Here is a 14,494-nt window from a genome sequence, read left to right as displayed (position 1 = left end):
GTCAGGAGGTCCGCCTTCTCGGGGTACGGCCGCGCAGGCGTCGTACCAGTGCCAGCAGGAAGATGAGCGAGCCGATCACGGTGACGGCCGCGACCCCGCCGCGCACCGACCACATGTGCAGGGCCAGCATGGCCTGGGCCACCAACAGGTTGACCGCGACGGCCCCGGAAACGGAAGCCACGATCCGGCCCCATGGTTCAAGTCCGCGCAGCGCGGCGCCGATTGCTCCCCCCGGTGCCGCGAGCAGGAAGAAGAGCGTGAAGGGTCCGCGCAGCGGTGAGTCGATGTCCGTGAGCGCGAGCATCGCGCCGACGGCGCCGACCGCCACAGCCATGCCCCCGAGCAACGCAAGCAGGTCCCCGTGACGGCTCGGGCGCTGCTGTGCGCCCGGCCCGGTGTCTGATGACGGTGCCTTGATCCCGATGGTCTGCATTGGCGACTTTGCCCCCCGAAGCGCCGGATGCCGGGCTTCAATGTCGCGCAGTCCGTGGCGGCGCGTCAAGATGCGGAGGGAGTGTGGAGATGCTCGATGACGCCCCCTGAATCAGAGGGGAACTCCCTTGGTGCGCAAGGGAATTGCGGGCGAACTTGTTGACATGAACACTACCGACGACGGGTGGGAGGTGCTACCACAGTCGTGGCAGAAATCCTGCTAAGGGAGGTTCCATGAGATTGTCCCGAATCACGGCAAACATGTCCTCACTCCTCCTCGCCGTCGCCTTCGCCCTCACCGGGGCCACAGCGGCTCAAGCAGACCAGCAGACCGGCCAACAGGCCGCGGCCACCGGCTATGTGGCCCTCGGCGACTCCTACTCGTCCGGTGTCGGAGCCGGCGGATACGACAGCGGAAGCGGCGACTGCAAGCGCACTCCGCGCGCGTACCCCGCGCTGTGGGCCGCCGCCAACTCACCCTCCAGCTTCGACTTCACGGCTTGTTCCGGTGCCCGTACGGGTGACGTCGTGGCCAACCAGCTCGGCCCGCTCGGCTCCGGAACGGGCCTCGTCAGCGTCTCCGTCGGGGGCAACGACGCCGGGTTCGCCGACGTCATGACGACCTGTGTGCTCCAGTCCGAGAGCAGCTGCCTGGCGCGCATCGCCACGGCGCGTACGTACGTCGAGAACACGCTCCCCGGCAAGCTCGACCAGGTCTACTCGGCGATCAGCGGCAGGGCGCCCGCGGCCCAGGTCGTCGTCATGGGCTACCCGCGCTTCTACAAGCTCGGCGGCAGCTGCCTCGCCGGTCTCTCCGAGACGGAGCGCGCCGCCATCAACGACGCAGCCAACCTCCTCAACTCCACGACCGCCAAGCGGGCCGCCGACCACGGCTTCACCTTCGGCGATGTGACCAGCACCTTCACCGGGCACGAGATCTGCTCCGGCGACGCGTGGCTGCACAGCGTGAAGTGGACCAACATCGGCGAGTCCTACCACCCCACGTCCGCCGGTCAGAGCGGCGGCTACCTTCCCGTGTTCAGGGCGGCGGCCTCCTAACGGGCCGAGTTCGACGCGTAGTTCGACGCATCATTCGACGTGAAGTCCGATGTGTAGGGGGAGGCTCCGTCCGTCGGGGTCTCCTTCTCGCATGTCACCGAGTACGCAACGGAGTTGGAGGTCGCCTCCACCGGGCTGCGCACCTCCACACTGATCTCGTTCTGATACGTCTCGCCGGGCTCCGCCGCCACGGTCTCCGTGTGGTGCACCTGCTTGCTCTTGCCCCCGCCGGACGCGAACGTGAGCGTCTTCCAGCCGGGATCGCTCGGCTCGCCGGACTTCGTGACCCAGCGGTAGTCGACGGAGACCGGAACCCGGCCCACCGTGAATGTCGCCGTGAAGGACGGGGCCTGACCGGCCGGCACCGGGCAGACGCCGCTGTACTCCGTGCGCACCCCGGAGACGGTCACCTTGACGGACTGCGGCGGGGGAGTGGTCGTGCCGCCGTTGCCGCCGCCGTCCGTGGAGCCGCCGCCGGTCGAACCGCCGTCATTGCCCCCGCTCCCGCCGTTCGTGGAACCGCCGTCGGAACCTCCTGTCGTACTGCTGCCGCCGTTCTTTCCACCGCCGGAACCGCTGCCCCCGCTCCCGCCGGTGTCACCGCCGCCGTTGCCTCCCCCGGTCGAGCCGCCGCTGCTTCCGCCACCTCCGTCATCCCGGTTGACCAGGGCGTACGTGAGTCCGCCGAGGGCCAGCGCGAGAGCTGCAAGGCCGGCCGTGAGGACGAGGACGGAGCGGCGCGAGCGGCTGGGCGTGGTCGTGGTGGTCCCGCCGCCGTAGGTGACCGGTGGCGGCTCCGGCTGGGCCGGTGGTGGCGGCTGCGGCGCCTGTTGCTGCTGCTGTTGCTGTGAGGTGACCGTGGGCAGGTACGGAACGGCGGGTTCCGTGCGCGGGGCGCCGCCTGCCGCGACGAGCCGCAGATCGCGCTCGGCGTCGGCCCCGGAGATCCGCTCGGCGGGATCCTTCCGCAACAGCCCTTCGAGTACGGGCGTCAGCGCTCCCGCGTTACGAGGTGGCGGCAACGCCTCGTCCACCACCGCACGCAACGTGCTGAGCGGAGTGTCCTGCCGGAACGGCGAACTGCCCTCGACGGCTGCGTAGAGCAGCACGCCCAGGGACCACAGATCGGACTCGGGGCCCGGCCGCTGCCCCAACGCCCGCTCCGGGGCGAGGAATTCGGGCGACCCGATGACTTCCCCCGTCATGGTGAGAGCCGAACTTCCCTCCACCATGGCGATCCCGAAATCCGTGAGGACGACCCGCCCGTCATTGCCGATCAGTACGTTGCCGGGCTTCACGTCACGGTGCAGGACCCCCGCGTCGTGCGCGGCGCGCAGGGCGGCGAGCACCTCCGCGCCGATGTGCGCGGCGCGCTGTGGCGGCATCGGCCCTTCCGTGTCGAGCACATCGGACAGCGAGAGCCCCCGCACGATCTCCATGACGATCCACGGGCGCCCGTCCTGGCTCGCCACGTCGTAGACCGTCACCACGTTGCGGTGCGGGATGCGGGCGGCGGCCCAGGCCTCGCGCTCCAGGCGGGCGTAGAGCCGGTCGACCTCACTGGCCGGTAGCCCCGCCGGGGCGCGCACCTCCTTGACCGCGACCTCGCGGCCGAGGACCTCGTCACGGGCGCGCCAGACCGTGCCCATGCCGCCCTCGCCCAAGGGGGCCAGAAGGCGGTAGCGCCCCGCGATCACACGCTCGTCGTCGCTCACGGGCGTCCCCCATCGGCAGCCGTGCGATTCTCCACAAAACTACCTCAACCGAGCGCTGTTGCCGCCCCCTTGAACACCAATCCGCACCCGAGGGCGACCACGACACAGGCGGAGCCGACGGGCAGGAACCGGTGTGTGGCGCGGTGCAGCCGGCGGGGCATGCGAAGCCGCCGTCCGGCGGCGGAGCCGACCCGCACCACGAGGAACCCGGCGGCGGTCAGCGTCACGGCGAGCCCCATCCCGTACGCGAGCACGAGCAGCAGCCCGAACCAGGCCTCGCCGAGTGCGGCGGCGCCGACGAGCACGACGACGGCGGACGGGCTGGGCACGAGGCCACCGGCGAAGCCGAGGAAGAGGGCGCCGCGGAGCCGGGGTGGCGCTTCGTGGTTGTGCTGATGGCCGTGCTGATGGCTGTGCCCGTGCTGCTTATGGCGACGCCACGCCCTCCGCAGGAGCAGGGCCCCCGCACCGGTCACCAGCACACCGCTTGCGATGCCGAGCCAGGCGATGACGGAGGGCGCCGCCGCGGAGCCGCCCGCGACGAGCAGCCCGAGGGCCGCCACTCCGAGGGTGTGCGTGACGGTGACCGACGCGGCGAGCGGGAGGACGTCCCGCAGCGATGCACGGCCGCGGGCCGCGGCGGTCGCGGCCATCAGCGTCTTGCCGTGCCCCGGCGCGATGGCGTGCAGGGCGCCGAGCAACAGGGCGATGGCCAGGGCGAGTACGGCGAATCCGATGCTGAGGTCGTGCCGGGCGACCAGCCCGGTGAGGGCCTGTGCCCAGCGGTCGGCGCCGCGGGGCAGCGGGGTCGTGGCGGGGGCCTCGGCGCGGGGCTGCTCGGCGAGGGCGGGGCCGCCGGGGGTGATGCGCAGCGCCGCCGATGTGTCGCTCGGGGGCGAGGAGAGGAGCCGCTCCGGGTAGCGGGTGAGCCGCCGAGAGACGGACGCCTTCGGTACGTCGGCGTCCTTGACGGTCATGCGATCGCCTTGGGCGGTGATCTCCCGCCAGCCGGGGCCGGGTTGGCCCGCGGCATCGAAGCGGAGGGTGAGCTCGGTGCCCCGGGGGAGCGGGGCACCGAGCTCACACCGCACGCGCAACGTGCGCAGGCCCGCCTGGCCGTCGCGCGCGGTGGCGCCGGCGCGCGCCACGCGGAGGGGTACGTTCTTGCCGCCTGCCCGCAGATGGCTGCCCCGAGCGGCTTTCCCGCAGCGCTCCTCTGCCCAGCGGGCCATGCCGGTCTCCTTGATGCGGGGCATGGCCTGCGTGGCCGGAATCTCGGCAAGGTCTTCCACATGGTCGACGGTGACGCGCCCCGGGGCGACGACGATCCCGTCGTACCGATTGACGGTGAAGTTCCCCAGGGGGTGGGCCGCGGCCTGCCCCGCGGGCAACAGAGCGAGGAGAGCTGCGCCGCCGAGGACCCCGAGGCCGGCGAGCCGCCGCTTCACCGTGCACCCCGCATCCCCGGGCGACCGAACAAGCCTTTCCCACCCACCCGCCCGAATCCCCGCAGCGCGTCACCCCCGGCCAGCTCCCGCGCCTCCGTCGGGGAGAAGCCCACCCGCCCGAAACCCCGCAGCGCGTCGCCCCCGGCCAGCTCCCGCGCCTCCTGTGCCCCCGTCGGGGAGAAGCCCGGGTTGAGGTCCAGCGCCGAAGACGCCCAGCGGCGGCCCGCCCCGCTCGATCCCGTTGCCGTCTCGATCGCGGCCCGGTGGTACATGAAGGACGCCTCCCGGAATCCGGTGTCGGTTGCCATGCGGGCGTAGGGGAGTGCCTCATCGGAGCGGCCGTTGAGGTGGAGGGTCCAGGCCAGGGCGTCCGCCGTGTGGAGCGTGTGGCGGCGTTTCCACTCCGCCTGCGCCGCCCGCAGCGCACCCCGCCGGTCCCCGTGGTCCGCCAGGGCCACCGCCGCGTCGAGATCCGCGTTCACGCCGTTGGCCCGCGCCAGCGACACCCCGGCGGAGAGCAACGCGTACTGCCGGCGCGCCTTCGCCCGCTCGCCCCGCGCCTCGTACAGCTCGCCGAGGGCCAGCAGCGGCCCCGGCAACGGAGCCTGGGCGACCACCTCCCGCAATGCTCGTATCGCCCGCCCGGTCTCCCCACGCCCGGCCCACGCCCGAGCCCGGCACTCCAGCGCCGGCAGGTAGGAGGCGTCGGCCCGCAGCGCCCTGCCGCACTGGCGCAGCGCCTCGCCGTACTGGCCCTGGCGCCAGGCGAGTTGGCCCAGAGCCGTGGCGACGTAGGCCACGTCGCCGGGAGCGGAGGCCGAGACCGAGCCGACCGCCCGCGAGAGCGCCCGCCGGGCCCCCGCGACATCCCCTCGCAGCTCGCGCACGTACGCGTACCGGGTGAAGACGGGAACGCCGGGCCGCCGGGCGTCCGCCTCGTCGGCGGCCCGCGCCGCCGCGCGGTAGCGGCCGAGCTCGACCAGGGCGTCGATCCGTGAGGCCAACGCGCCTTCGTTGTAAGGGTTTTCGGCGAGCGCGGACTCCGCGTGCCGCAGGGCGCCCTTGAAGTCGTGCCGGGCGGCGGCAAGCGCCGCACGTCCGGCGAGTGCCGCGTCGTTGCGGGGCCGGAGCTCCAGGGACCGGTCAAGCGCGCGGTCCGCCTCGCGGTAGCGCGAGGGATCGCCTCGGGTGCGGGCCTGCTCGACGTAGGCGGTGCCCAGCGTCGCCCACGAGCCGAAGTCCCGTGGCTGGGCCCGCAGATGGGACTGCAGCGCCGCCACGCCACGGTCCAGATCGCCGCCCCGGAGCCCGTCGAGAGAGGCGCCCGGCGCGGCGACGGCCGGCGGCGGCCGGTCCCGGCCGTCGTCACCGCCGCCGGCGACGACGGCACCGCCGGTGATCGCGAGCGCCAGCGCGACGGCGGCGACGACGGACCGCCCGGCAGGACGTGGCAGAGCCATGGCAGCACGCCTTTCATCAGAGGAATGAGCAAGAGGATTGAGCAGGGAGAAGAAGGCGCGGCCCGCAGGGGGGATGAAATGCGGGCCGCGCCGGCTCGGAAGGGAATTGCCCCGCGGGGGGCTCTCGCTGCGGGACGGTGCCCCCGCCGCCCGCAGAGGGCTCACCCCCGCGGGGCTCACCCCCGGGGAAACGGCCTCACCCCGAGGTACCGGGCGCGCCCCGCCTGCGCCACCAGAGGAGCCCGAGGCCGACGAGCAGCACCCCGGCCGTCCCCGCGGCTCCGGAGGCGATCAGCACGGCATCGGTGTCGTCACCGTCGCCGGACCCCGGACGCCCGGGCACGGCACCGCCGCTCAGCGCGTCACGTGCCGAGCTGTCACCGGAACCGCCGCCCTTGGCCAGCGGCCCACGGGACCCGGACGTGGGCAGTGCCACGTACGGGAAGGCGCCGCCGAACTTCCGCTCGTTGGCGTCCACCGCGTCGCCCAAGTCGTTCTTGTTGCCGACGAGTTCGCCCTCGACGACCTGCAACTCGATGTCGATGACGTCATCGGCGAGCCGCCGCCCGTTGGGGAACCCGGCGTTGTCTCCGTCGAGCACACCGAGCCGCTTCGGATCGGCGGCGGGCTTGATCGACGTGTTGAGCCGCAGCGCCTCGGCCGGCCGCACACCCGGCGGCTGGTTGAGGTCCTTCACGCCGGTCAGGAAGACCGACACGAGGTCGTTGCGCGGCTCCGCCGGAGCCTTCAGGCCGTAGATCTTCTGCAGGACCTTGGGCAGTTCGGGGTTGGTGACGTACTTGAGGAACTGCTTGTCGTCCCAGGGCGAGGACGCGTTGAACTTGTCCTTGTCCTTCCTCGGCACGACGACCTCGTTCACCAGCGGGTTGCCCATCCGCGAGACCTGCGTCCACTTGCCGCTCGCGTTCTTGCGCTGGGTCGTCGACCAGACGCCGACGACGGGCTGCTTCTCCGACTGCCGGAGCTCCGCGGTCGGCACCTGAAGGGCGATGGTGTTCACGTTGTAGCCCTTGAGCGTGTCCCGCCCGACCTCGGAGAGATTGCCCCCGTACGCCATGTCGAAGACCCGGAGGTCCGCGAAGAACGGGTCGTCGGCCTGCCCGGCGAACGTCGAACCGCCGCCCTTGATGTCGCGCACGGCCTGCTCGCGCAGCTTCTTGTAGTTCGGCATCGACGCCTTGCCGACGTGCGAGGGCGCCGCGGGCACATCGTCGGCTAGCTTCGTCGTCGAGGTGACCTTCTGGTCCTTGAGCCTGATCAGGTCGAGGTCGTAGGTCTGCGTGACGTTCAGATCGGGGTCGTCGAGGCTCGTCACGGGACCGGTGTTGTAGAGGAACGTGTCACCGCTCCTGGTCTGTGTGTCGAACGTCCACCGGTACAGCAGATCGCCCTGCGCGTCCCCGTCGCTGTCCACGTGGACGTCGTACTGCGCGTCGTCGGCGAACGGATAGAAGGTGGGACCGCCCGCGGGCTCCTCGAAGGGCAGCCAGTTCGCCACGATCGTCGTCGTGTCGGGCCGGTCGGGGCTGACGAACGCGTACACGTCCGTGTTGTCGTACTGAGGCTGCCCCGAGATCAGCGGGGCCTCCCGGTGGCTGGCGGCGTCGGCCGCCCCCGGTTCGAGTGCGGTCACGCCGGCGGCTGCGAGCCCCCCGGCGGCCAGCGCGCCACAGACAAGCGCGGCGAGGCCGCGCCTGTCGCGCCGCCCCGTTCGGCTCCTGGCGATAGCTGTCATCGCGTCCGTCCTTACGTTCCTTCGCGCGACCCGGCGCGCGGTGCGCGGGAGCCGCCTGACGAACGCCATTCGGGGCGAAGGGCCCGGCGGATTGGCCTCTTTCCCCATCCGGTCCCAACTCTCGCCGCGAAGACCGGGCGACCGGACAATGAGCCCCGCGCACAAGGGGCCGGGAAAAGGGGGACGCCGCATGGACGCCGACGAGCTGCTCCCGCTGGTCGCCCGCGGCGACCAGCAGGCGTTCGAGAAGCTGTACGGCCTGGTGTCAGGGCCGGTGTACGGAATGGTGCGCAGGGTGCTGCGGGATCCGGCGCAGTCCGAGGAAGTGGTCCAGGAGGTGCTGCTCGAACTGTGGCGCACGGCGGCCCGCTTCGACCCCGCACGCGGCAGCGCCCTCGCCTGGATCCTCACCCTCGCCCACCGCAGGGCGGTGGACCGGGTGCGCAGCGCCCGCGCGGCGAGCGACCGCGAACAGCGCGTCGCCGGGCGGGCCGAAGGCCCCGCCTTCGACCACGTGGCCGAGGAGGTCGAGGGCACCTTGGAGCGCGAATGGGTGCGCCGCTGCCTGCGGCGTCTGACGGACCTGCAGCGCCAGGCCGTGACGCTCGCCTATTACGACGGCTACACCTACCGCGAGGTGGCCCGGCGGCTCTCCGTCCCGCTCGGCACCGTCAAGACGCGGATGCGGGACGGGCTGCTGCGGCTGCGCGACTGCCTGGGCGCCGCCACGGGAGGTGCGACATGAGGTGGCCCGGTGGCCTGCGGCGGCAGCCGGGGGGACGCACCGCGTGGCTGCCGCGCAGGCCCGTGCACTCCCTGGCCGTCCCCTATGCCCTGGACGCCATCGAACCCCGCGAACTGCGCCGCTTCGAGCGGCACCTGGCCCGCTGCGGCCGCTGCCGTGAGGAGACCAGGCAGCTGACCGAGGACGCCGTGCGCCTCGCGGGCGCGGCCGCTGCCCCGCCGCCGCCCGCCCTGCGCGAGCGAGTCATGACCGCCGTACGTACGACGGAGCAGGAGCCGCGGCCGCAGGCGCCCGCCGCGACGGGCGCGCCCCCACGTACGCGCGCGCTTCTGATGCCGGTCGCAGCCGCCGCGCTCGCCCTTGTCGCCTGCGCGGTCCTCGCGGTCCAGCTCGACAGGACCGACGACAGGCTCGACCGCGAGCGGGCCGCCGCACGTGAGATCGCCCACGTCCTGGCCGCGCCCGACGCCCGCGCCACGGGCGAGCGTGACGCACGGGGGCGCGGCATCAACGTCGTGGCGTCCGAGTCCAGGCGGCGCGCCGTGGTGACCGTCGCGGGGCTCGACGGGCCGCCACGGGGCCGTGTGCACCAACTGTGGCTGAATCGCCCCGCGTCGGAGCCCCGCTCGCTCGGCTTGCTCGACGGCGAAACGCCCGTGCTCGTCGGCGGGCTGAGTGCTCCCGATTCCTCACTCGCTGTCACCATCGAGCCCGATGGGGGCTCAGATCGGCCCACTTCTGCCCCTCTTGTCCAACTCGCCCTGGAATCAGTTGTATTCGGAGAGTAACCGTCAACCTCCTTGTGCAGAAGGTGAATCCTGCGACCGGGATACACGAGTGTCATGGCGGGGCGATAGGGTTAACCTGCCCTGGGCCGGGTGCCCTCGTACGGGTGGGGAGTGACATGGAACAGATAACGGTGCGCAGCAGGGCGCGTGTCCCTGCGATCACTTGCGGGAGCAGCGCGACCAGCTCTCGTCTCGACCGCCATCTCGCGGTGCTGGGCGGCCCTGCCGTTCCGCAGCGCGAGTCGCACGAGGCGACGTTGCTGATGCGTGAGCTGACCTCGCGGGGTTCCGCGCACGACCGCAGCGCGCGCGGTGCGCGTGTGCGGCGGGTCTCCCTTTTTGCTCCGCTGCGCAGGTTGCGGCGGTCGCTTTTCGGGGGTCGTTGACCACGGGGTGGTCGGGGGCTTTTCCCGCCGCTTCGCGGCGGATCTGTCCCGCCCACCCACCCGATCGCCCCGCATCCATCACCCAGCACGACCCTTGCTCAACTCCCGTGTCATGCGCACCTGTTGACGCCGCAACGATTCAGTCGCACTGTTGCTGATCGATTGGCCGATACACCCAACCTCACCCCCGGAGGTGCGCGTGTGTGACCTGCACGATCAGCATGAGCATGAAGCACTCCCCGCGAGCGGCCCGCCGTTGAGTCGGCGCCGCATCATGCAACTGCTCGGCGCGGCCGGTGTGACCGGCGCCGTCATGGCCGCCGAAGCCGACCCGGCGATGGCCGCGAGCGCCGACGAAAGCCCCGCCGCCTACGAAGCACCCGAGAACCTCGCGGCCGACACCCCCGCCAAGCGCTCCGCGCTCGACTGGATCACTTCCCACGACGACCGGATCACCGGTCTGAACGCCGAGATCTGGGACAACGCCGAGCTGTCCCTGCGCGAGTGGAAGTCCTCGATCGCCGAGGCCGATTTCCTCGAACAGGCCGGTTTCGACGTGCAGTTCGGCACCGCCGGATTCCCCACCGCGTTCACGGCGACCTCCACGCACGGCAGCGGCGGCCCCGTCATCGGCTTCAGCGGCGAGTACGACGCGCTGCCCGGTCTCTCGCAGAACAAGGGCGTCGGCCACCACGACCCGCGCGAGTACGTCCACGACCCCTTCGCGCCCAGCTACGGCCCCGGCCACGGCTGCGGACACAGCGCGCTCGGCACGGCGGCGGCAGCCGCGGCGGCCGCCGTCGCCCAGGCCGCGAAGCGGCACAAGCTGCCCGTGACCGTGAAGTTCTTCGGCTCCACCGCAGAGGAGACGCTGATCGGCAAGACGTACGCCGTCAGCAAGGGGGTGTACGACGGCCTCGACGCGTTCCTCGACTGGCACCCCTCGACGGCCAACGCGACCGGCTGGGGCACCACCACCGCGATGACCGCCGTCACCTTCACCTTCCTCGGCGTGGCAGGGCACGGCGGCACCCCGCTGGGCAACAAGTCCGCGCTCGACGCCGCCGTGATGATGGCGACGATGTCGGAGTTCCTGCGCGAGGAGAACCTCGCGCCGAGCGGCCGCCTGCACTGGGTGATCAACAACGGCGGTGACATCCCCAACGTCACCCCGGAGATCGCGGAGATCAGCTACTACGTGCGTGAGGGAAGCCCGGCCCGCGTCCAGGTGCTCCTGGACAAGGTGATCGCCGTCTCCGAGGCGGCCGCGAAGGCGTCCCGGACCTCGGTCCGCCACCGCATCACATCCGCCTGCTGGAACCAGCTCCCCGCCAAATCCTTCGCCGAGCTCCTGCACGCGAACATGAAGGAGATCGGCCCGCCCCAATTCACCGACGAGGCACAAGAGTTGGCGAAGGAGCTGCAGAAGTCCCTCGGTCTTCCGGAGCGGGGCATGCACGACAAGATCGGTGAACTCACCCCGCCCAACCCGGTGTTCATGGGCGGTGGCTCGACGGATGTCGCGGACATCAGCTGGAACGTGCCCACCGTCTCGATGGGGGCCGCGCTCGCCCCCATCGGCACCAAGATGCACACCTGGTCCACCGCGGCCTGCGCGGCAGCGGCTCCCGGCCAGGCGGCGGTGATGGCCGCCGCCAAGTACCTGGCGGCGACGGCGGTCGACCTGCTCACCCAGCCCGAACGCCTCAAGGCGGTCAAGCACGAGTTCAAGGAGCGTACGAAGGGCGTCAGTTGGAAGACCGCGCTCCCGGACGGCTATGAGCCGCCGATGTACGAACCCCCCGCGTGGTTCCTGAAGAAGACGGGCCAGAAGTGGCCGCCGCCGAACATCACCTGGCCGCCGAAGCGCGTGGTGTCCCAGGAGAAGTTCTCCTCGCTGGGGCCGGAGCTCGAACCCCAGAAGTAGCGTGCGCCGAAGGAGAGTTCGGCCGTCCGCTCACCGTCCACCGCGCGCGTACCGGCGGACGGCGAGCGGCACGCACAGCGCGAGCAGCACCGTGCACCACAGGACCGAACCGGCCACGGGATGAGTCACCGGCCAGGCGGCGTCCGTCGGCACGGGCGCGTTGCCGAACAGGTCCCGCACCGCCGTCGCCACCGCGCTGATCGGGTTCCACTCGGCGACGGTGCGCAGCCATCCGGGGAGTCCGTCGGTGGGGATGTACGCGTTCGAGAGCAGCGGCAGCATGAAGGTCGCGCTGCCCAGCTGTCCCGCAGCCTCCTCGCTCTGCGACGCGAGCCCGAGCAGGATGCCGATCCAGGTCGTCGTGAACCGGAAGAGCAGCAACAGGCCGAAGGCGCCCAGGGCTTGAGCCGCGCCGCCCTCGATCCGCCACCCCATCGCGAGCCCGACCAGCATCAGCGGCACAAGCCCCACGGCGGTGGTCAGCAGATCGGCGACGGCCTGCCCGAGCGGCACCGCCGAGCGGCTCATCGGCATCGTACGGAAGCGGTCCATCACGCCGCGGTGCGAGTCCTGGGCGGCGGTGAACATGCCGGTCATGATCCCGTTCGCGGCGGTCGCGACGAGCATCCCCGGCACGAGGAAGGCACGGTAGTCGGAGCCGGGCATGGCGAGGGCGCTGCCGAAGACGTACCCGAAGAAGAGCAGAAAGACGATGGGCATCGTCTGGGTCATGACCAGAATGGCGGGCGCGCGCTTGATGCGCTGCAGATGCCGGCTGAGGACGGCGGTGCCGTCATAGAGAATGGCGCTCACAGGAAATCCTTCCGGTCGATCGGTTGAACCACCCACCCAGGTCCCGTACGGCGGGGCATTCGGGCGGCACCCACCCCGGTTCCGCCTGCGAGGCAGTCGCGGGGTAATCGGGCGGCACCCACCCCGGTCCAGCCTGCGGGTAGTCGCGGGGCATCCGGGCGGCACCCACCCCGGTCCCGCCTGCGAGGCAGTCGCGGGGTAATCGGGTGGGTGGGCGGGAAAATTCCGCCGCGAAGCGGCGGTCTAGGAAACGCGGGAGACGAGCCGCAAGAAGACCTCGTCCAACGTCGGCGCCCGCAACGTCACGTCGACAACCGGCACCCCCGCAAAGTCCAACTCCCGGACGAGGACAGGCAAGGTGACGGAGGGATCCAGCACAACGGCCCCGGCGGTCAGCCGCCCCGCGTCGAGGACCGGCTCGGCCCCGGTCAACTGATCCAGCACGACCGCGGCCGCAGGCACCGCGGCCTCCTCCGCGACAACAACCTCCGCGTAACTCCCGATCTGCGCCTTCAACGCCGCGGGCGTACCGCGCTGCGCCACCCGCCCCCCGTCGATCAGCACGACCTCGTCGGCGAGCTGATCGGCCTCCTCCAGATACTGCGTGGTGAGCAGCACCGTCGTCCCCTCCGCGGCCAGCTCCCGCACCGCGTCCCAGATGCCGCCCCGGCTGTGCGGATCGAGCCCGGTAGTGGGCTCGTCGAGAAACAGCACGCGGGGCCGCACGATCAGACTCGCCGCGAGGTCGAGCCGCCGCCGCATCCCGCCGGAGTACGTCCGCGCGGGCCGATCGGCGGCCTCGACGAGCCCGAAGCGCTCAAGCAGTGCGTCGCCCCGCGCCCGCGGAACCCGCAGCAGCCGCGCGAAGAGCCGCAGGTTCTCGCGCCCGGTCAGATCGCCGTCGACCGACGCGTACTGCCCGGTCACCCCGATCATGCGCCGCACGGCGGCGGCCTCCCGCACCACGTCGTGCCCCGCGACCAGGGCGGTGCCGGCGTCCGGCGACTGGAGCGTGGTCAGCACCCGTACCGCGGTCGTCTTTCCGGCTCCGTTGGGGCCGAGCAGCCCGCACACCGTGCCCTCGGGCACGGCAAGGTCGAGGCCCCGCAGGGCATGGACGTCCCCGAACCGCTTCTCCAGACCTTCACTAAGTACAGCGTACGTAGAAGTCATGGCGTCACCGTACCCCACTACGTACGCCGTACGTAACTAACATGGGGAGCGAGGTGATGATCAATGGCGGGCCGAGCGGCCGAACCGGAAGTGATCTGGGCGCGCCCCGAGCGTGCGGGCCGTGGCCCGAAGCCCGCGTACAGCAGGGCGGACATCGCCGCGGCGGCGGTCCGCATCGCCGACGCGGACGGCATCGACGCGGTCTCCATGCGCAAGGTGGCAGGCGAACTGGGCTGCGGCACCATGTCGCTCTACAACTACGTGCCGCGCAAGGAGGACCTGTACGAGCTGATGGTCGACGCGGTCAGCGGCGAGTATGTGCTGCCCGCGGGGCCGCCGGGCGGCGACTGGCGTACGGAGATGATGGCGCTCGGCCGCCAGGCGCGCGAGATCATGCACCGCCACCCCTGGCTGGCGCGGATCATGTCGACGCTCTACGGCTACAGCCCGAACGCCCTGCGCTTCCTCGAACACTGCCTGGGTGCCCTGGAAGGGCTCGACGCCCCCTACGGCACCAAGATGGAGCTGATCGGGATGCTCAACGGCTCCGTCATGACGTACGTGGCCAATGAGTTCGCCCTGGCGGAACGCGCGCGGGCGCTGCCGTGGTCGGAGGAGCAGGAGCAGGCCGTGCGGTTCGCGTATCTCGCGGGGCAGGTCGGCAGCGGTGCGTATCCGCGGCTCGCCGCCATGCTCACCGAGGGCCCTCCGCCGGGGGACGCGGACGACGTCTTCGAGCGGATGCTGAACCGCCTCTTCGACTCCTTCTCCTGAGCGGACCCCGCCACGGCC

At 71.7% G+C, this 14,494-nt stretch carries 13 protein-coding genes; 6 read left to right on the top strand and 7 right to left on the bottom strand.

The window, feature by feature from the left end:
* Position 1 precedes the first annotated feature (1 nt).
* Positions 2-334 (bottom strand): hypothetical protein, encoded by a 333-nt coding sequence (locus AB0O76_RS32400; RefSeq protein WP_365498485.1) that lies wholly within the window; start codon positions 332-334, stop codon positions 2-4.
* A 332-nt stretch (positions 335-666) separates the two neighbouring features.
* On the opposite strand from AB0O76_RS32400, the gene AB0O76_RS32395 reads away from it, so the two are divergent.
* Positions 667-1,491, top strand: a complete 825-nt coding sequence (locus tag AB0O76_RS32395; protein WP_365498482.1) for an SGNH/GDSL hydrolase family protein — start codon at positions 667-669, stop codon at positions 1,489-1,491.
* Here the strand turns inward: AB0O76_RS32395 and AB0O76_RS32390 are convergent.
* From AB0O76_RS32390 to AB0O76_RS32375, 4 genes are all read right to left on the bottom strand, one after another.
* Entirely contained in the window at positions 1,488-3,206 is a 1,719-nt protein-coding gene (locus AB0O76_RS32390) for a serine/threonine-protein kinase (protein WP_365498479.1), read from the bottom strand. The genes AB0O76_RS32395 and AB0O76_RS32390 overlap by 4 nt on opposite strands.
* Positions 3,207-3,250: 44 nt before the next feature.
* On the bottom strand, positions 3,251-4,654 hold the full coding sequence (locus AB0O76_RS32385; protein WP_365498476.1) for a sulfite exporter TauE/SafE family protein: 1,404 nt from the start codon (positions 4,652-4,654) through the stop codon (positions 3,251-3,253).
* A complete protein-coding gene (locus tag AB0O76_RS32380) occupies positions 4,651-6,114 on the bottom strand; it encodes a hypothetical protein (RefSeq protein WP_365498473.1) in 1,464 nt (487 codons plus the stop codon). Before AB0O76_RS32380 ends, AB0O76_RS32385 begins: the two co-directional genes overlap by 4 nt.
* Before the next feature lie 196 nt (positions 6,115-6,310).
* A complete protein-coding gene (locus AB0O76_RS32375) occupies positions 6,311-7,870 on the bottom strand; it encodes a DUF4331 domain-containing protein (protein ID WP_365498470.1) in 1,560 nt (519 codons plus the stop codon).
* Positions 7,871-8,060: 190 nt separating this feature from the next.
* Here AB0O76_RS32375 and AB0O76_RS32370 point away from each other — a divergent pair, with 190 nt between their 5' ends.
* From AB0O76_RS32370 to AB0O76_RS32355, 4 genes are all read left to right on the top strand, one after another.
* Positions 8,061-8,615 (top strand): sigma-70 family RNA polymerase sigma factor, encoded by a 555-nt coding sequence (locus tag AB0O76_RS32370; RefSeq protein WP_365498467.1) that lies wholly within the window; start codon positions 8,061-8,063, stop codon positions 8,613-8,615.
* Positions 8,612-9,403: an anti-sigma factor gene (locus AB0O76_RS32365; protein ID WP_365498464.1), complete on the top strand. Its 792-nt coding sequence runs from the start codon at positions 8,612-8,614 to the stop codon at positions 9,401-9,403. Before AB0O76_RS32370 ends, AB0O76_RS32365 begins: the two co-directional genes overlap by 4 nt.
* Before the next feature lie 116 nt (positions 9,404-9,519).
* Positions 9,520-9,789, top strand: a complete 270-nt coding sequence (locus AB0O76_RS32360; protein WP_360777975.1) for a hypothetical protein — start codon at positions 9,520-9,522, stop codon at positions 9,787-9,789.
* Between the two features lie 199 nt (positions 9,790-9,988).
* Positions 9,989-11,716: an amidohydrolase gene (locus AB0O76_RS32355; RefSeq protein ID WP_365498460.1), complete on the top strand. Its 1,728-nt coding sequence runs from the start codon at positions 9,989-9,991 to the stop codon at positions 11,714-11,716.
* Between the two features lie 30 nt (positions 11,717-11,746).
* Here the strand turns inward: AB0O76_RS32355 and AB0O76_RS32350 are convergent, their stop codons facing one another.
* Positions 11,747-12,529 (bottom strand): ABC transporter permease, encoded by a 783-nt coding sequence (locus AB0O76_RS32350; protein WP_365498457.1) that lies wholly within the window; start codon positions 12,527-12,529, stop codon positions 11,747-11,749.
* A 243-nt stretch (positions 12,530-12,772) separates the two neighbouring features.
* Positions 12,773-13,702 carry an ATP-binding cassette domain-containing protein gene (locus AB0O76_RS32345; RefSeq protein WP_365498454.1) on the bottom strand — a complete coding sequence of 310 codons (930 nt, stop codon included), beginning with the start codon at positions 13,700-13,702 and terminating at the stop codon, positions 12,773-12,775.
* A gap of 63 nt (positions 13,703-13,765) precedes the next feature.
* Between AB0O76_RS32345 and AB0O76_RS32340 the strand changes: the two genes are divergently transcribed.
* A complete protein-coding gene (locus AB0O76_RS32340; RefSeq protein WP_365498451.1) occupies positions 13,766-14,476 on the top strand; it encodes a TetR/AcrR family transcriptional regulator in 711 nt (236 codons plus the stop codon).
* Positions 14,477-14,494 lie beyond the last annotated feature (18 nt).

This window comes from Streptomyces sp. NPDC086554, assembly GCF_040686095.1.
Taxonomy (GTDB): domain Bacteria; phylum Actinomycetota; class Actinomycetes; order Streptomycetales; family Streptomycetaceae; genus Streptomyces.
The sequence above is the reverse complement of the archived record's forward strand: the minus strand, read 5'-3'. Positions and strand labels throughout refer to the sequence as shown.